The sequence below is a fragment of the Clostridium sp. Marseille-Q5894 genome (assembly GCF_946902305.1).
Taxonomy (GTDB): domain Bacteria; phylum Bacillota_I; class Bacilli_A; order Erysipelotrichales; family Coprobacillaceae; genus Thomasclavelia.
Window position 1 is genome coordinate 58,189 of sequence record NZ_CAMPPT010000010.1, and the last position, 19,880, is coordinate 78,068.

Sequence of the window (19,880 nt, forward strand, 5' to 3'; positions counted from 1 at the left end):
GGTATGATACATTTAATACATATATAAACTATTGATTGGGAGATAAAACATTGAGCGCGCTTGTAGAGAGTCTAGGACGGTGGAAGCTAGATAGAGATGCGGCTTTGGTAAATGGACCCATGAAGGCAAAGGGGAAAAAGTAATTTTGAGTATCTTTTGACGGTTAGCTTACGTTATCAAGCTAAAATGTGATAGCATTTATTTTAACCATAAGGTGGCAAAGCAGATTAATTATAACATCTGTCCTTTTAGGACAGATGTTTTTTGTTTAAAGGGGGACAAGTATGAAGCTAGATAAACGATGGTGTAGGTGCAATTAAGATGAAATAAAAAATTAAAGAAAAGGGGACAAGAAAAATGAAAGTAAGTAAATTATTTAAATTAATGGCTGTATCAGCTTTAACATTAGGGGCATTGACAGGATGCGGTAATAAAAACAATGAAGAGATAAAAGAAGTAGCGATTATTCAATATGTAGAACATACATCATTGGATACGATCAAAAAAGCTTTTGATAAACAAATGGAGGAATTAGGATATAAACAAGGAGAAAATATTAATTATACATTTAAGAATGCGCAAGGTGATGCCAATACAGCACCATCGATCATTCAAGGTTTTCAATCAGAAAAGAAAGATTGTGTAGTAGCAATAGCAACACCAGTTGCAATGTCAGCAGCAGTTATGGCTAAAGATACTCCAGTTGTCTTTGCAGCAGTGACAGATCCGATTTCTGCGGGACTAACTTCTTCGCTTGAAAAACCTGATAAGAATATTACCGGAACAAGTGATGAGATTCAAGTTGAACAGATTTTAGAAAAGGCTTTAGAAGTTGATCCTGATTTGAAGACATTAGGAGTAATTTATAATAAGGGTGAAGTTAATTCAGTTACTAATATTGAAAAAGCTAAAGCTTTTTGTGAGAAAAATAATATTTCTATAGTGGAAGGGACAATTACAGCAGTTAATGAAGTGCAAAGTGCAATTGATGTTCTAGCAAGTAAAAGTGATGCTATTTTTGCACCAAATGATAATATGGTAGCTAGTGCTATGGATATGGTATCAACTGCTTGTACTAAAGCTAAAGTACCTTTATATGTTGGTGCTGATTCAATGGTTCAAGACGGTGGTTTTTTAAGTGTAGGAATCAATTATGATGATTTAGGTAAAGAAACTGCTAATATGGTTGATAAGATCTTAAAGGGTGAGAAAGTAGAAAATATACCGGTTAAAGTATTTAAAGAAGATTTAAGTATTTATGTAAATAAAAAAGTATTAGATGAGTTAGGTATCACTTTACCTGATAGTATTAAAAATGATAAAGCATATGTAGAAATGTAGAGGAAATTATATGAGTCAGACGGTTATTTTAGGGGCGTTAGAATTAGGAGGGATTTTTGCTGTTCTTTCCCTGGGGTTGTATATTAGTTATAAAGTATTGAATATACCTGATTTGACAGTTGATGGAAGTTTTACTTTAGGAACTGCAGTAAGTGCGATGTTCACAATTAATGCGATGCCATATCTTGGAATCCTAGCTTCATTTTTAATTGGTGCTGTTGCAGGAATGGTAACGGGATTATTGATCACAAAGTTAAAAATAATGCCTTTATTATCAGGGATTTTAACAATGACAGGATTATATTCGATCAATCTTGCAATCATGAATGACACACCAACGATTTCTTTATTTGATAAAACAACTATTTTTAGTGGTTTAAATGAAATTACAGCATATGGGAAACTCATCGTTATTTATATTATTGTGGTTTTGATAGTAATAATATTAGATTTATTTTTAAGAACGCAGTTAGGCTTATCTTTACGTGCTTGTGGTGATAATGAAGATATGGTTAGAGCAAGTTCGATTGATACTGATAAAATGAAAGTATTGGGATTAGCTATCGCAAATGGTTTTGTAGCTATGAGTGGTGCGATTTTTGCTCAGCATCAAAGTTTTGCCGATGTAAATAGTGGGATTGGAATGATGGTTATCGGTCTTGCTAGTATTATTGTAGGAATGACGTTTATTAAAAAGGAAAAGATTATTTTCCAATTAGTTGCAGTTGTTTTTGGGGCTATTTTCTATCGTGCTGTTTTAACGGTAGCTTTACAGTTAGGGTTACCATCAGGATATTTAAAATTATTGTCAGCATTGCTTGTTATCATTGCTATTGCTTCAACAAATGGAGCTTTTAAAAGTAAGAAGAGGAGAAGAAAATCATGTTAGAACTTAAAAACCTATCTGTTATTTTTAATGAAGGTACTGTTAATGAAAAAGTAGCTCTTGCTAATGTTGATCTAACATTGAATTCTGGTGATTTTGTAACTATTATTGGCAGCAATGGGGCTGGAAAATCGACATTATTTCAAGCAATCTCAGGAGCTGTAGAAACTAAAAGTGGAACAATTTTATTAAATGACCAAGATATAACTTTTGAACCTGAATATAAACGTTCTCGAGTAATCGGAAGATTGTTTCAAGATCCATTAAAAGGAACAGCACCAAATATGACGATTGAAGAAAATTTACATTTATCTAATCAGCGTGGTAAACATTTTAGTCTAAGCTTAATGTCGCATCGTCACCGTGAGAAGTTTAAAGAAGCGTTAAAAGAGTTGGATCTAGGTTTAGAAAAACGTCTGGATACTAAAGTAGGTTTATTGTCAGGGGGACAAAGACAGGCACTTACTTTATTAATGGCAACATTAGTAACTCCTAATTTGCTTTTATTGGATGAACATACTGCCGCATTGGATCCTAAAACAGCGCATAAAGTGTTAGAATTATCAAAAAAGATAGTAGATGAACATAAGATTACTACTTTAATGATTACTCATAATATGGAGGATGCTTTAAAGTATGGCAATAAAACAATGATTATGAAAGATGGACGAATTATTGCTTTGATTGAAGGAAAAGAAAGAGAGGAAATGACAGTAGAGGGCTTGATTCATCTTTATTCAACTTCTTCTAATGAGTATACTGATCGAGTATTATTAAAATAATTTAGGAAATATTTTTGGTTTTTTAAAAGATGTTATTATCTATTGATAATTTATATAAAAAATAAGTGTTATGAAAAAGTGCTTTAATGAAAACTTTTTAAAGTTTCTAAGGCACTTTCATTTTTGATTTTGACCTTTGCAGTTTATCACAAACTGTTTTCATACATTATAAAAATACTTTTTAATCACAAATATGAGCTAAAATTATTTGAGTTAATCACATAGTGATTTTCTTATTGATGAATAGTTACGAAAAGTTAGAAAAATTATTAATTTTTCTATTTTTAAATGAATAAAAATATGGTAATATATCATTGTCGTAGATTTCCCTGTTCCAAACACTTAAAATTTAAGATCTACGACTTTTTATATGTTGAATTTATAATATGAGTTTGTTTAAACAATATTTTATTTTTAGTATTATTAGATGATAAAGTTAAAGGACTTGAAAAACGGAAAATTATAGATGAATTGATCTTATATAATTTTAATGATGGAAGATACAGAAAATAAAATTATAATAGCGAACTGTTAAAAGAGATAGAAAGAATTGTCATTTGATTTAGGAAATATTCCTAGATTTTTTTTAGAAAAAATATTTTTAATTCATATAATTTAATCATGATAAAGTTATGCTATAATGGTTTTATAACAGATAAAGGGGAAGTTTTTAATGTATATAATTGGAAAGTTGTATCAATTAAGAAATAACTCAGCTTATGATGAAATAGACTATATTATAGCGAATTATTTAATAAAAAACTTAAACAAAATTGATCAAATATCATTAAAGAAGATTATCAAAGATATTGCTGTCTCCAAATCAACGATTACACGATTTTGCCAAGATGTAGGTTTTGATGGCTATTTATCATTGAGAAATGAATTAAGTATTGAAGCAAACGAGATTTTTCAAAAATTGTATTATAATAAGACTATAAATTTAAAAAATTATCAAGAAATCAAAGATAAGTATTTTCAGGAATGTTTTCGCTTTATAACTAATAAACAACTTGCTGATATTGTCAAAATGATAACATCAAGTAAGTCTATCGTTTTATATGGAGATATCTTTTATTGTTCATTATTTTTATCTTTATCCCATTATGTAAATAATTTGTATATTCCTAATTTATGGTCATTACAAAAACAAGAAAAATGTCTTGATAATTTAACAGCTGATGATTTACTGATTATTGTATCAGTGCAATATAGTTACTTTAGTTTTAAAGAAATGGCGATGTTAAAGCCAACGGTTCCCAAAAATCTATTTACCCATCAGGCTAAGCGATTATTTATCGGTAGTATGGGAGCTTCTAGTTATGATAAAACGGTCTGCCTATCTTTAGTGCAAACAAGATATAATTTTTTATATCAAGAAATTATTTTAGAGATAATTAATAAAATAATAATTCAAATAAATCGAGGTGATTAGATGAATTCTTTAATTAGTATGTGGCTATTGATCATAAATAATGCTCTTATTGAAGATGCAACATATAATATTGCACGATATTTTATTATTAACTATAAAAAGTTAGATAAAATTTCTATTTCTAAAGTAGCAAGTGACTGTTTAACTTCTCCGGCGACTATTAATAAGTTTTGTCGTCAGATTGGTTTTCAATCATATCAAGATTTAAAAAGCCAAGTTAAATATTTTTATCAAATTAGAATGAAGCAAATGGAACATCGTTTTGAAATTATGGATGAACAAAAATTATTAGATTATTTAAATATAGATGCTAAAGAAGAATTTCAAGAACAGGTCTATCAGGCAGCAAAACTTATTTATGAAGCTAAACAAGTTAGACTTGTAGGAGCAACATATCCTTTAGCTTTAGCACAAAATTTTCAAGAAGATTTAATTATGATGGATAAATTAGTTTTTTTCCATCAATGTCTTTTATTTCGTGATGATGTATCATTTATAGATGATGAATTAGTTATTATTGTTTCGATTACGGGGCGTATTTTTACGCATAATCAAAATTTACTTAATAAAATTTTTAGTAGTAAATGTAAAGCTATCTTAATTTCACAAAATTTATGTTGTGATATTAATGATTTATCTTTATATCTTCAGTTACCAGGTTTGAATGATAGTGAATTGGTTAATTTTAGTTTATTAGCTACATATTATATGATTAAAAACAGTTATTATCATAATTTTTATCATGAAAATAGTTGTTTTTAATCGTTTAGATTATAAAAAAATTAAGAATATTTAATGATTTAGTGTGAAAAGTCCAAGAATAGGTTATTCTTGGATTATTTTTATGACAATTTTTTAATGTTATTGTATTATTTATTAAATTTCAGTGAAATTAATTGTTAAAATACAAATATTAGATTGCAAAAAGCGACATATTCCCTTATAATTCAATTAAAGTTTAAGCAAAAAGTCCAAGAATAACCTATTCTTGGATTATATTACTAAACTTTATGACAATATTTTTAATGAAGTAATCACTGACTAGCGCATGTTATGGAATTAAAATGATTATAAGACCCTGAGTGTAACTAAAAATATTACATAGTTGCACTGGGGTTTTATTGTCTTTTGGAGGAAATTATGCAAAACTTTTATGTTTTAGAAGTAAATAGAGAAAGAGAGGAAGAGATATTAGATATTTTTAAATCCGATATTTTTAATGAATCGATATGTAGGTGTTTTATTTTGAAAAGAAATCAGGCTCGGAAATTTGGTTTGGAATGGAAGATATGTGTAGTTGATATTCTTAAGGGAATAATTTTTTTTGAAATAAAAGATATTGATTTATTTAAAGATAGGTTAAAAAAATGTAAAAGATTTTTTGAACTTAATAATCATCGATGTGTGAAGTTAAAAAGATTGAATGAAAATGATATATCTTTTATTAAGAAGTTTGAAAATGATTCAATGATAATAGCTCATTCAATTGGTGATATTTACAAAGACGATATTATTGTAAAAGAGGGGCCACTAAAAGGATTAGAGAATATGATTAGAAAAGTTGATCGTCATAAACGATTAGCTTTTTTAAAATATAAATTTTCTTTTAGCGACTATGATATATGTCTTGGTTTAGAAATAAAAAATAAGATAAGGGGAGATTAAGATAGAAAAATTATTAATTATAGGAGCAGGTGGTCATGGCAGATGCTGTTTAGATATCGCTAGAGAAACTTATGATCACATCGCCTTCCTTGATGATAATCTTAACAATAAAATGATCAATGACTCTAAAGTCATTGGTTCTGTTGATGATATGAAACTGTTTTATCCTGAATATAAAGATATCTTTATTGCTGTTGGCAATAACAAACTTAGAAAACAGTTGATTGATAAGGCAGAGATGATCGGATATGATTTAGTTTCACTGCTTTCAAAAAACAGTATCATCTCTAATTATGCTTTCATTGGTAAAGGAACGGTTGTTTTTCCTAATGCGGTCATTGAAGCAAATGCGATTGTTGGTAATGGCTGTGTCATTACAGCTAATACTACTGTAAATCATGATGCCATTATCGAAGATCATGTCCTTGTTTATTCCAATACTGTGATCAGACCTAATACGCTGATTGGTTCTTATTCACGTATCGGAAGTAACTGTACTGTTACTTTTGGTACTAAGATAAAAGCAAACAGTAATATCGATGATGGGATGACAGTAGGCAATGATGATGAATACTGTTTTGAAATGGGGGTATAGGGATGTATCGAAAAGGAATCAAAAGAGTCATTGATTTTATTTTAGCTTTAGGGGGACTTATCATCTTAAGTCCTGTTTTTATTATTCTGTGTCTCTGGATAAAACTTGACAGTAAAGGACCGGTATTGTTTAAACAGAAAAGGATAGGGATCAATAAAACATATTTCAATATTTTGAAGTTTAGAACGATGTACATAGATACACCTAAAGATATGCCGACACATATGTTAAAAGATCCAGATCAGTTTATAACGAAAGCAGGAAAGTTTTTAAGAAAGACATCACTGGATGAACTGCCACAGATCATCAATATCCTAAAAGGAGAGATGTCAGTGATCGGACCAAGACCGGCGTTATGGAATCAGGATGATCTGATAGAAGAAAGAGATAAATATCATGCCAATGAAGTAAGACCGGGACTAACAGGCTGGGCACAGATAAACGGTAGAGATGAACTGGAGATACCGGTAAAAGCGAGATTAGATGGAGAATACGTAGAACGTATCTCTTTTTTATTTGATCTAAAATGTTTCTTTGGAACGATAGCATCAGTATTAAAAAGTGATGGAGTAGTAGAAGGAGGAACAGGATCGATGAATGGAGAAAGTAAACGATGAAGATATTAGTGATTTCACAGTATTACTATCCTGAACCGTTTAAAATCCATGAAATTTGTGAGGAACTGGTTAAAAGAGGTAATGAAGTAACAGTAATCACTGGAAGACCAAATTATCCTGATGGTGATTTATTTCCTGGATATGATAATCTGGATAAAATGAATGAAACAGTCAATGGAGTAAATGTTATAAGAACTCATATTCCATTAAGAGGTCATAATCCTTTATCCCTGATAAGAAATTACCTTAGCTATCCTGGATACGCTAAAAAAGAGATAAAGAAACTCGATAAAGAATTTGATGCTGTGTTTGTATATCAGTTATCACCAGTTTTTATGCTGATTCCAGCACTATATTATAAAAAAAGATATAGAAAAAAAGTGTATGTCTATTGTTTAGACTTATGGCCGGAATCATTAAAGGTTCTGCATTTAAAAGAAACAAATCCAGTGTTTAAAGTTTTGAAAATGATTTGCAGTAAACTTTATAAACAGTGTGATTTTATTAGTGTTACATCACCTGCTTTCATTGAATATTTAAATGAAGTCAATAAGGTGGAGATGAGCAGATTAAACTGTATTCCGCAGCATGGAGAAGATCTTTTTTTACAGGTCAATCCGTATCAAAAACAGGATAAATTAAATATAACTTTTGCGGGAAATATAGGAAAAGCTCAGGATTTTGATTGTTTGGTCAGGGCAGTAGCTAAAGTTCCTGACAGTTATTATTCCCGACTAAAGTTTACGATAATTGGCAGCGGTTCGTATGAAATAGAATTTAAACGACAGATAGAAGAAAAAGAACTTGGTGCTGTGTTTGATTTTGTAGGCAGAAAAAGAGTTGAAGAACTTATACCATATTATAATGATACATCTTTATTTTTACTGTCTTTAGAAAAAGACAGTAATATTGGTAAAACTATTCCATCTAAATTACAGACCTATATGGCTGTTGGCAGAGGTATTATTGGTTCGATTGATGGAACATCAGCGGATATTATCAATAGATCTAATACTGGGATGGTTTGTAATGCCGGTAATGATAAAGAACTGGCAGATATCATCATAAAAATGGCTGATGCAGATGATGATTTGATCAGTACATTAGCAGGAAATAGCCGTAACTATTTCTTGAATAATTTTACTATTAATAAATATGTTGATCAGATATTAAAAAAATTGGAGGAGCTAGGATGAGTCAATTTAAAGATAAAACATTATTAATTACTGGAGGAACTGGTTCCTTCGGTAATGCAGTATTAAATAGATTTCTAGAAACTGATATCAAAGAAATCAGAGTCTTTTCTAGAGATGAATTAAAACAGGATAATATGAGACATGAATATCAGGCGAAATATCCTGATGTTTTTCATAAGCTTAAGTTTTATATCGGGGATGTCAGAGATATAAATTCTATCAAAAATGCTATGTATGGTGTTGATTATGTCTATCATGCTGCTGCTTTAAAACAGGTACCAAGCTGTGAATTCTTTCCTATCGAAGCAGTTAAAACTAATGTTCTGGGGACAGAAAATGTCTTAACTGCAGCAATAGAATGCAATGTTAAAAGAGTCGTTTGTTTAAGTACCGATAAAGCAGCCTATCCTGTAAATGCTATGGGAACAAGCAAGGCGATGATGGAAAAAGTGATCGTAGCTAAAAGCAGGACAGTAGACCCTAAGAAAACAAGTATTATGTGTACAAGATATGGAAATGTATTAGCATCAAGAGGTAGTGTAGTACCTCTTTTTATTAACCAGATAAAAGAGGGAAATGATTTGACAGTAACAGAACCAAGTATGACAAGATTTGTAATGACATTGGAAGAAGCAGTAGATTTAGTGTTATTTGCATTTGAAAATGGAGAAAGCGGCGATATCTTTGTACAGAAAGCACCAGCGTGTACGATCGAAGTACTGGCAAAAGCAGTGAAGGAATTATTCAAAGCAGATAATGAAATCAAAGTAATCGGAATCAGACATGGAGAAAAGATGTATGAGACATTACTAACAGATGAAGAATGTGCTAATGCCATAGATATGGGCAATTTTTATCGGGTACCGGCAGATAAAAGAGATTTAAACTATGATAAATACTTCTTTGAAGGACTGCCTAAGACAAAATTACAGCAGTTTAATTCACACAATACAGAATTAATGGACGTAGAAGAAGTAAAGAATAAATTATTAGAAGTAAAGTTGGTAAGAGAAGAATTAGCTGATTGGGAGAATAAGTAATGTCAAGGATATTATTTATAAATTCAGTCTGTAATGGTTCAACAGGAACGATATGTAAAAACTTATATAAAGCAGCAAAAGAAGCAGGACATGAATGTTGTATCGCATATGGAAGAGGAAAGGCACCTGAAGGATTCGATACAATAAAAATAGGTAATCAGCTGGATACATATTTACATGTATTAAAAGCAAGAGTGTTTGATGCTTCAGGTTTTGGCAGTAAACATTCAACAAAAAAGTTTATAAAAGAAATTGAAAAGTTTAAACCGGATATCATTCATTTACATAATATCCATGGATATTATGTAAATATTGAGATTCTATTCAAATATCTGAAAGAACATCCAGAAATAAAGAAAATATGGACACTGCATGATTGCTGGGCTTTTACAGGACATTGTGCATATTATACCTATGCAAAATGTGATAAATGGAAAGCCGGATGTCAAGGGCATTGTTTAAATAAAAATGAGTATCCGAAAACAATATTTTCAAGAATCAATAAGAATTATTTGAGAAAAAAAGAATTATTTAATGATATTGATAATATGATTTTAGTTACACCAAGCAAATGGCTGAAAGGTGAGGTAAAAAAATCATATTTAAATAACTATCAAATAACAGTAATAAATAATGGAGTAGATACTGAGATATTTAAATATACAGAATCAGATATTAAAGAAAGATATGGAATAAAGGATAGAAAAGTAATTCTTGGAGTTGCATCTGTATGGGATAAAAGAAAAGGATTAGATACTTTTATTGAGTTATCAAAACATTTAGATAGTGAGTATCAAATTGTTTTGATTGGATTGAATGATAAACAGGTCAGATCTTTACCAAAAAATATTATCGGAATTAATAGAACAGAAAATGTTCAAGAGTTAGTTCAATGGTATAGTGCTGCAGAAGTATATTTTAATCCAACATTAGAAGATAATTATCCAACAACAAATTTAGAAGCAATAGCGTGTGGAACACCAGTTGTTACTTTTGATACAGGTGGAAGTCCTGAAAGTGCGTTTGCAACTGAATCAGAAATTATATTTAATAAATCTATTGATGAGTGTTTTATGAAAATAAAGAGTGATATTAAAAATAATGATTTCAGAGGAATTGATATGGAAATTATGATAGATAAGTATTTAGGAATTATAAGGGAATAATTAATTATGAAGGTATTATATATTACTAATTTGGCGTCACCGTATCGTGTTGATTTTTTTAATGAATTAAATAAATATTGTTATTTAACAGTGTTATTTGAAAGAGAAACAGCTAATGATAGAGATGATAAGTGGTATGACAATAATTTTGATTTTAACGGAATTTTTCTTAAATCAAAAAATATTGGGAATGAAGCATCTATATCTTTTGAGGTTATTAAGTATTTAAAAAAAGATTATGATATTATCATTTTAGGGGGATATAGTTCTCCAACAGCAATGATAGCTAGTATATATATGAAAATTCATAAAATTTCATATATATTGAATGCTGATGGAGGTTTTATTAACAAAGACGAAGGAAAAATAAATAAATATATTAAAACTTTTTTTATATCTTCAGCAAAATATTGGTTAAGTTCAGGAAAAGAAACAAAAAAATACTTTATTTATTATGGAGCTGATGAGAAAAAAATATATAATTTTCCATTTACTAGTGTAAGACAATCTGAAATTCTCAGTGAACCTATTTCTAAAGAAATAAAAGGAAAGTTGAAAAAAGAATTTAAAATACCGTACGATAAAGTTATTTTATCAATAGGTCAGTTTATACCTAGAAAAGGATTTGACTGGATGATTGAAGCATATAAAGATTTAAATTGCAATATTGGTATATATATTATTGGTGGAAAACCAACTGAAGAATATCTTGAGCTAAAGAAAAAATATAAAATGAATAATCTTCATTTTATTGATTTTCAGAATAAAGAAGTGATAAAAAAATGGTATCAATTATCAGATTTGTTTGTTTTGCCGACTAGAGAAGATATTTGGGGATTAGTAATTAATGAGGCAATGGCACAAGGATTACCGGTCATAACTACTAATAAATGTATAGCAGGATTAGAGTTAATAAAAAATAATAAAACAGGTTTTTTAGTAGAAGTTGAAAATAAAGAAAAATTATATGATTTGACTAATCGATTGCTTATTATGGATTTTGACGAATATAACAAATTTCGTTTAAATTTATTAAAAATAATAAAAAAAAATACGATTGAAACTATGGCATATCGTCATTTTGAAATTTTTAATACACTAAAAGAGGAGTGTGTATGAAAATAAAATCTGATTATATATTTGTGTTTATGCAACGAAGATGTAGTGAAATAGAGACAGAATGTCACAACTTGATTTATAACAAACAAATTAATGATAAATAGATTATATATTATTAAATTTTTTAGTCATATTAAAATAAATTAATATAAAGGAGGGGAAATGTGGTTAAAGTATCAAAACGATATATTACTAGTTTTTTAATATTGGTGTTATCTACAATAATCTTAATAATAGTATATCCATTAAATGCTGATGTTCTATATAAAAATAATTATATTACATTGTCGATATGTTTGATGTTAATTCTTATGTTATTAAATAGCGTATATATAAAAGGCAAATTAGATATTTTTGAGCCGATAACTATTATTTCATTAATATATTTATTTATGTTTTTTATTACACCTATATATGATATTGTAACAAAAAATTATTATTGGTACGGATATAATTTATTTGACTATGGGTTGAAATCCACCATTATAGCATTTATTGGATATGTAATTTTTTTTATTTTTTATAGAATTAATTTTTTACATTTTCGTTTTATTAAAAAAAATCATGAATATTTTTATGAAAAAAATATAATATGGTTGATACTTTTGATATATTTCTTTAGCTTAGTCTGTAATGTATATTATATGATACAAAAAGGTGGATATGATCTAACATATTTATTAACATTAGGAATGTTAGGTAAATCAAATATAATTAATACAACAGAATCCTCGATTGGATATATATCTATGTTTTCTTATTGTTTACCTGCTGCAACTCTTTTATATTGGGAATTTGGGAATAAAAAGATAATTAAGTTAATATTATTTGTACCTATGGTAATTTTACAAGTGGTAAGAGGCTTTAGATTTTTTATAATACAAATCGCAATAACTTTTTTTGCATATTATTATATAAAAAGAAATAAAAGACCTAAATTACGGACAATAGCTTTATTTTTATGTTTACTATTAGTTCCTATTATTGTAATGACAATGTTTAGAAGTGACATTAGAGCAGGTTCGGGAATAAATTTTAATATTATTAACTTAGATAGTATAATTGAATCTTTAGATGATGCGTTTTGGGGTAATTTTAGAATATATAGGAATTATTATGGTCTTATTGGGAATATTCCTAGTAAATATTCATATATATTTTTTGAACAGATTCTTTTTGGAACACTTTCGATGGTTATACCAAGAGCTATTTGGTCAAATAAGCCAAGTAGTTTTGGGGTTGGTTTAGATAAGATAATAGGAAATAATCTTGCAAATACTGGACAAGCATATCCTGGATTAGGAGAGTATTATTACTCTTTTGGTTTTATAGGAATATGTTTTTTTATGGCAATTTATGCAATATGGATGAAAAAGGTTAAAAAGAAGATAATGAATTATAATATATCAGGTATAGATATTATTGAGTTTTCAATTTTGCTTGGTACTAATTTACAATTATTAATAAGGGGTTATACTCCTAGTAATTTTTGGTATATTATTTTCTCATTATTACCAGTTTATATAATTAGATTTTATTTGAAAATTAGATAAATACGAAGGGGGTTTAGTTAATGCAGTATAAGGTATTAGTTGCACATCCTGGCCGACAACATTCGTTTAGGGTAGCAAGTGCATTGAAAAAAGAAAATTTATTATTCCAATATTTAACAACGGTTTATTATAAGGATAAATTAAATTGGACACATATTGTTTCATTTTTTCTAAAAGGAGATAGCCTTAATCGAGCAAAAAAAAGAAGATGTATTGATTTACAAGACAGTGATGTTACACAGTTTAAAGAATTTTTAGGTGTAATATTACTTCTTATACAAAGAATAGATAGAAAGAGATATTTTACTAATAGATTAAATAACTATATTTCAAAAAGTTTTCAAATTAAGGTAGCAAAATACGCAATAAAAAATAATGTTGATGCGATAATTTCATATGATACAAATTCAAATTACATGTTTGATTATTTAATAAAATATGCACCTAATATAATTAGAATTATAGACGATGCTCATCCGAATAGGAATTTTTTGTATAAAGTTTATCAAGAAAAAATGGAGTCTGCAGGTGAATTTCGAAAAACATTTGAAGCTTGCGGATATCTTTTAAATAAGAGTGTTGCTGATAAATACGGAATTGAATCAAAAAAAGCACACTATCATATTGTTGCATCATCATTTTCTGCTGAGTCAGTAAGGTATAACGGATTTAAAAACCAATCTATATTTAGAATACCTTATGGTGTAAATAGAAATGATTTTATGTCTAGTAAAAAGGATTATGATAAACTTAATTTATTATTTGTAGGTGAAGTTAATCAGCGAAAAGGTATTCGTCAAATTCTGGATAGTGCTAAAGTTATTGCTAGTAAAGATATTGTTTATCATATCGTTGGAACAGGTGCAGAATATCACCAAGATTTATATAAACCGTATGATAAATATGTTAATTTTTATGGTAGAGTGCCATTTGAATTGTTACAAGATTTATTTTCTAAAAGTAGTATATTTATTTTCCCATCAATGGGAGAAGGATTCGGTTTGGTAGTACTCGAGGCACTTTCTGCTGGGTTACCAGTAATAGTTAGTAAAAATTGCTGTGGGACAGATATAATAAAAGATGGATATAATGGTTTTGTAATAGAAGCTGGTGATACTAAAGAATTAATCAATAAGATAAATTGGTTTATTGAAAATAAAGAAAAATTACCTGAAATGAGTAGAAATGCAATAAAAACTGCTGAACTTTATACATGGGAAAAATATGAAAAAGAAATATGTATTGCAGTGAGAAAAATGATAGAAAAAAAAGGTAATAGCAATGAATAAATTAGTGAAAAATTATATTTATAATTTGATTTATCAAATTTTTGTAATTATTGTTCCGATTATTACTGCTCCTTATTTAGCAAGAACTTTAGGACCGGCTAAATTAGGAGTTTATAGTTATATAAATTCTACCACAACAATTATTTCTACAGTGAGTTTGTTAGGCATTTATACGTATGGGAATAGACAAATTGCATATTTTCGCGATAATGAAGTAAACATAAATAAGAATTTTTGGGAAATAATGATTTCTAGATTGTTTTTAGGGATTTTTGGTACAATTATATATTTTATTTGGGGATACTTGAGTAGATATTTTAACTATTACATATTATATTATCCTTTTATTTTAGCGAATTTTATTGATTGTTCGTGGTTATTTGTAGGAATGGAGGATATGAAACCTGCAGTTACAAAAAACTTTTTTGCCAAGTTAGCTAGTGTAGTTGGGATTTTTTTATTTATTAAAAATTCTTCTGATTTATACATGTATGTACTTCTTTTGTCTATCTCAGCTTTAATTGCTAATTTATCTGTGTATTTTCAAATAAAAAAATATGTATCAAAACCTAAAATGCATATTAGTTTAAAAAGAATTCATACCCATATGAAAGGATCTCTTATATTGTTTCTTCCTCAAGTTGCATCATTAATATACTTACAAATAGGAAAAATAATGATTGAATGGATTACTAAGGATGCATCTAATCTTTCATATTATGATCAAGCTGAGAAAATAATTACAATACCACTTACTATTATAACAGTATTGAATACAGTTGTTATGCCTAGAATTGCAAACGAATTTAAAAATGGGAATAAGAAAAAAATAGAGCAATTGTTGATTAGTACAGCTAAATTTACAATGTTCTTAGCATGTCCTTTGATGATTGGTATTATTTCTATAGCTGATAAATTCATACCATGGTATTTGGGAAATAGTTTTTCAGCATGTATAAGTATAATGTACATCTTAGCACCTATTATTATTACAAATTCATTAATTGGTATTTCCGGCACACAATATTTTACAGCGACTAATCAAATAAATATTTTAGTAAAATCATATAGTTTGGCCGCATTATTGAATATTGTTTTGAATACGATTTTTATATCATTGTATTCGTTTGTAGGTGCAGCAATTTCAACAGTTATTTCAAGTTTAATATTAACGATTATACAATATTATTATTTGAATAAACAAATAAAAATTAGTTCAATTTTATATGAATCAAAGAATTATTTATTATTTTCTATTGTTATGGGAATAATAGTTTATTTTATAAGTAAAAATATGTTAGCAACACCTGTTACTACAATTATTCAAATTGTAACAGGTGTTGTTATTTACTTTATTCTGATAATTATAACACAAGATAAGAGTTTTAAACAATTATTAAATTTTATAGCATTTAATAAAAAGAAATAATAATAAAAGATGCTATTAATAAAATAATTACTAATTAAAGTAGATTATAGAATTTATTTATTACTAGAATTATTTAGATAAAAAAAGAAGAATTTTTATATGTGTTGATATTTAATTGAAAAAGTTGATAGAAATGGAGGTATATATGTTAACTGCATTAATAATGGCTGGAGGAAAGGGCACAAGATTTTGGCCGATATCTACTGAAAATAAACCAAAACAATTTTTGAATTTAATTGATGATAAAACAATGCTTCAAGCAACGATAGAAAGGTTAGAAGATTTAATAAATATAGATCATATATTCGTTTGTACAGGAGTACAATATATTGGTATTATTAAAGAACAATTACCTAATTTACCAGAAAAAAATATTATAATTGAACCAACAGGAAAAAATACAGCACCATGCATTTTATTAAGCCTATTGTATATCAAACAAATTTATATGGATGCCAATGTTGTTGTACTCCCAAGTGACCATAAAATAAATAATAAAAAAGAATTTTTAAAAATTTTGTCAGTAGCTAATAAGTTTGTAGATGATACCTTTGAATCAATAGTGACTATTGGAATAGAGCCAAATAGACCGGAAACAGGTTATGGGTATATCAATTTTTCTGATAATATCGAAAAAATTGATAATTATCAAATAAAAAAGGTACGTTGTTTTGTAGAAAAACCAAATTTAAATATAGCTAAAGAATATCTTGATAAAGGTACATATTTATGGAATGCCGGCATGTTCGTTTTTAACTGCAAATTTATGATTGAAGAGTTTAAAAGATTATCTAATCAAATGTATCAAATACTTTCTACTCTACCGGCCATTGAAGATGAAAATTATATGGAGGTGTTAGAAAAAAAATATTCTTTATGTGAATCTATATCAATAGATTATGCGATTATGGAAAAATCAAAACATATTTTTGTTATACCAGGTGATTTTGGATGGGATGATATTGGATCATGGAAGGCACTTGAAAGATATATAAAAAAAGATGAAAATAACAATATTTTTAAAGGTAAAGTAAATAATTTTAATTCAAAAAATAATATTGCTTATAGTACAAAAAAAGAAATTATATTATTGGATATAAATGAATTATTTGTTATAGAAGCGGATGATAAGATTGTAGTTGGTAAAAAGGAAAGCATATCTAAAGTATATGAATTGAGGGATAATAAGTAATGGATTACATGAAAGAATTTAATAGGTGGCTCGAACAAGGAATTATGAAGGAAGAGCTATTATCTTTAGATAATAAAGAGATTGAGGAATGTTTTTATAAGGAGCTGTCTTTTGGAACTGGAGGAATTAGAGCTATTATGAATCCAGGGCCAAATAAATTGAATATATATACAATTAGAAAAAATACAGAGGGTTATGCAAGATATGTTAATGATCAAAATGGGAAAGCTGTTGTTATTGCATATGATAATAGGCATAACTCTGATAAATTCGCTTTAGAGGCGGCAAAGGTATTATCTTCTCATGGCATAATGGTGTATCTATTCGATACGTTAAGACCAACGCCAGAATTATCCTTTGCAGTACGTTATTTAAAAGCTTTTGGTGGAATTGTAATTACAGCAAGTCATAACCCACCTGAATATAATGGGTATAAAATATATGATAAGTATGGTTGCCAATGTGTTTTAAGGGATACTAATAAAATCGCAAAATATATTGAAAGTGTTGATGACTTATTATCTATTAAGATAAATCCTAATGACAGTTTAATAAAATATATTGGAGAAAATGTTGATAATGCTTATTATAAAGTTTTAGAAACAGTACAGGAAAGACCTGAGTTAAATAAAAACATAAAAGTTGTATATACCCCATTACATGGAACAGGAAATATTCCTATAAAAGTAATGTTAGAAAAATTAGGCTATAATTATAATGCTGTTGAAGAACAATGCAATCCTGATCCAAATTTTAGTAATGTTAGGTCACTAAATCCAGAAAATAAAGACGCATTTAATATAGCAATAAAATTAGCCGAAAAAGAAGCTGCAGATTTAATAGTTGCAACTGACCCAGATTGTGATCGTTTGGGAATAATGGTTAGACATAAGAAAACTTATGAATATTTAACAGGAAATCAAATAGGAGCAATATTGTTAGAATATCTTTTATCAACTAAAAAAGCAAAGGGAACATTACCAGATAACGGTATAGTCTTTAATACAATTGTCACAAGTGATTTAGGAAGTATGGTTTGTAAAAAATATGGAGTTGAAATGGAATCAACATTAACTGGTTTCAAGTTTATTGGCGATAAGATTAGAGAATATTATGGAAAAAAAGAATTTTTATTTGGTTATGAAGAAAGCAATGGCTATATGGTTAAAGACTTTACAAGAGATAAAGATGCAATACAAGGTACAATTTTAGCATGTGAAGCATGCAATTATTATAAAAGCAAAGGTAAGACTTTAATGGATGTTTTAAATGATATTTATGATGAAAATGGTTATATTCTAGATATTCAGGAAAATGAGACTTTGCCTGGAATTGAAGGAGCAAGAAAAATGGAGGAGATTATTAATAGTTTTCGATATAATGATATTCATGAGATTGAAGGCAAAAAGGTTATTGCAAAGGAAGATTATAAATTATCATTAAGATACGATCAAAATGGTGAATCACCTTTAACATTACCTAAATCAAATGTTATAAAATTTTTTTTAGAAGATGGTTCTTGGATAGTTGTGAGACCATCAGGAAATGAGCCAAAAATAAAATATTATAAAAATATGAGGGTTGACTATGAGCGATGATATATATAGTGACTGTGAATTAAAAACAATTCAACGATTAGAATATGAACTTTTATTAGATGTTAAAAAAATTTGTGAAAAAGAAAATATTGAGTATTTTCTTATTGGTGGAACAGCATTGGGTTCAATACGACATAGTGGATTTATTCCATGGGATGATGATATTGATATTGGAATGACAAGAGAAAATTACGAAAAGTTTTTACGATTAGCACCATCTAATCTAACAGATAAATACGAGCTGCAAACTCCAGATAGTGGAGACAATATTCCATATTTTTATACTAAAATTAGAATTAATAATACTATATTTATGGAATATTGTAATAGGAATATAAATATACATCATGGTATTTATATTGATGTGTTTCCGTTTGATATTGTGCCAGATGATGATGTTGAATATAAAAAGATGTTTAAAAAATTTCAATCATTGATTAGAGTGTTTTCGTTACGCCAAATTCCTGATATTGCTATAAAGCCCAGTAATTGTATTCAAAAATTCAAATCATGTGTTAGAAAATTGGCTCATATATTTGTAAAGTTAATCCCGCTTAGTTTTTTGAAAAACAGATTATATGCTGTAGCAACAAAATATAATAATAGTAATTATAATTCATATTGTTGTTTAAATTTTCCTGAATATAAAACTGAATTTATTAAAAAAGAAGATTTATATCCACTGGAAATGCGTAGATTTGAAAATGATTATTTTCCAATTCCCAAAAATTGGGATGTATATTTAAAAACTCATTATGGTGATTATATGGAATTGCCAAAAGAATCTGATAGGGTGGGGCATAAACCTTATAAAGTTTATTTTGGTGGAAGTAAAAAATATTGATAAAAAGTGGTGAAATTAGTGAAAAAAGTTATTACATATGGAACATTTGATTTATTTCATGTTGGACATTTGAATCTTATTAAACGAGCTAAAGCGTTGGGAGATTATTTGATTGTGGCAGTAAGTTCAGATG

General features: G+C 28.1%; 19 protein-coding genes. All 19 read left to right on the forward strand.

Annotated elements, in window-relative coordinates; translation table 11 throughout:
* The first annotated feature begins 357 nt into the window (after positions 1–357).
* Complete coding sequence (locus tag OC535_RS13360) at positions 358–1,341, forward strand: ABC transporter substrate-binding protein (RefSeq protein WP_227053686.1); 984 nt, start codon at positions 358–360, stop codon at positions 1,339–1,341.
* A 10-nt stretch (positions 1,342–1,351) separates the two neighbouring features.
* A complete protein-coding gene (locus OC535_RS13365) occupies positions 1,352–2,230 on the forward strand; it encodes an ABC transporter permease (RefSeq protein ID WP_024721103.1) in 879 nt (292 codons plus the stop codon).
* On the forward strand, positions 2,224–3,009 hold the full coding sequence (locus OC535_RS13370; protein ID WP_024721104.1) for an ABC transporter ATP-binding protein: 786 nt from the start codon (positions 2,224–2,226) through the stop codon (positions 3,007–3,009). The genes OC535_RS13365 and OC535_RS13370 overlap by 7 nt, the downstream gene beginning before the upstream one ends.
* A gap of 673 nt (positions 3,010–3,682) precedes the next feature.
* Positions 3,683–4,444: a MurR/RpiR family transcriptional regulator gene (locus OC535_RS13375; RefSeq protein WP_024721105.1), complete on the forward strand. Its 762-nt coding sequence runs from the start codon at positions 3,683–3,685 to the stop codon at positions 4,442–4,444.
* Positions 4,445–5,206: a MurR/RpiR family transcriptional regulator gene (locus OC535_RS13380; protein ID WP_498824042.1), complete on the forward strand. Its 762-nt coding sequence runs from the start codon at positions 4,445–4,447 to the stop codon at positions 5,204–5,206. It abuts the gene before it with no gap.
* A gap of 378 nt (positions 5,207–5,584) precedes the next feature.
* Positions 5,585–6,109 carry a hypothetical protein gene (locus OC535_RS13385; protein ID WP_498824043.1) on the forward strand — a complete coding sequence of 175 codons (525 nt, stop codon included), beginning with the start codon at positions 5,585–5,587 and terminating at the stop codon, positions 6,107–6,109.
* Positions 6,110–6,128: 19 nt separating this feature from the next.
* On the forward strand, positions 6,129–6,704 hold the full coding sequence (locus OC535_RS13390; protein ID WP_498824049.1) for an acetyltransferase: 576 nt from the start codon (positions 6,129–6,131) through the stop codon (positions 6,702–6,704).
* Between the two features lie 2 nt (positions 6,705–6,706).
* Positions 6,707–7,321: a sugar transferase gene (locus tag OC535_RS13395; protein WP_498824044.1), complete on the forward strand. Its 615-nt coding sequence runs from the start codon at positions 6,707–6,709 to the stop codon at positions 7,319–7,321.
* The gene (locus OC535_RS13400) at positions 7,318–8,517 is read left to right on the forward strand and encodes a glycosyltransferase family 4 protein (protein ID WP_227053810.1); all 1,200 of its coding nucleotides are present in this window, start codon (positions 7,318–7,320) and stop codon (positions 8,515–8,517) included. Before OC535_RS13395 ends, OC535_RS13400 begins: the two co-directional genes overlap by 4 nt.
* Complete coding sequence (locus OC535_RS13405) at positions 8,514–9,557, forward strand: polysaccharide biosynthesis protein (RefSeq protein WP_498824045.1); 1,044 nt, start codon at positions 8,514–8,516, stop codon at positions 9,555–9,557. The genes OC535_RS13400 and OC535_RS13405 overlap by 4 nt, the downstream gene beginning before the upstream one ends.
* Entirely contained in the window at positions 9,557–10,723 is a 1,167-nt protein-coding gene (locus tag OC535_RS13410) for a glycosyltransferase (protein ID WP_227053696.1), read from the forward strand. Before OC535_RS13405 ends, OC535_RS13410 begins: the two co-directional genes overlap by 1 nt.
* A gap of 6 nt (positions 10,724–10,729) precedes the next feature.
* Entirely contained in the window at positions 10,730–11,842 is a 1,113-nt protein-coding gene (locus tag OC535_RS13415) for a glycosyltransferase family 4 protein (protein WP_227053695.1), read from the forward strand.
* A 209-nt stretch (positions 11,843–12,051) separates the two neighbouring features.
* Positions 12,052–13,395, forward strand: coding sequence for an O-antigen polymerase (locus OC535_RS13420; protein ID WP_498824050.1), 1,344 nt, complete (start codon positions 12,052–12,054; stop codon positions 13,393–13,395).
* Between the two features lie 20 nt (positions 13,396–13,415).
* On the forward strand, positions 13,416–14,684 hold the full coding sequence (locus OC535_RS13425) for a glycosyltransferase family 4 protein (protein ID WP_227053693.1): 1,269 nt from the start codon (positions 13,416–13,418) through the stop codon (positions 14,682–14,684).
* Complete coding sequence (locus OC535_RS13430) at positions 14,677–16,113, forward strand: flippase (protein WP_227053692.1); 1,437 nt, start codon at positions 14,677–14,679, stop codon at positions 16,111–16,113. The genes OC535_RS13425 and OC535_RS13430 overlap by 8 nt, the downstream gene beginning before the upstream one ends.
* A gap of 145 nt (positions 16,114–16,258) precedes the next feature.
* Entirely contained in the window at positions 16,259–17,305 is a 1,047-nt protein-coding gene (locus OC535_RS13435) for a mannose-1-phosphate guanylyltransferase (RefSeq protein ID WP_227053691.1), read from the forward strand.
* A complete protein-coding gene (locus OC535_RS13440; RefSeq protein ID WP_227053690.1) occupies positions 17,305–18,903 on the forward strand; it encodes a phospho-sugar mutase in 1,599 nt (532 codons plus the stop codon). The genes OC535_RS13435 and OC535_RS13440 overlap by 1 nt, the downstream gene beginning before the upstream one ends.
* Complete coding sequence (locus tag OC535_RS13445) at positions 18,893–19,747, forward strand: LicD family protein (protein ID WP_227053689.1); 855 nt, start codon at positions 18,893–18,895, stop codon at positions 19,745–19,747. Before OC535_RS13440 ends, OC535_RS13445 begins: the two co-directional genes overlap by 11 nt.
* Before the next feature lie 18 nt (positions 19,748–19,765).
* Positions 19,766–19,880, forward strand: a 115-nt coding sequence (locus OC535_RS13450; protein ID WP_498824051.1) for an adenylyltransferase/cytidyltransferase family protein, incomplete at its 3' end; no start/stop codon positions are given.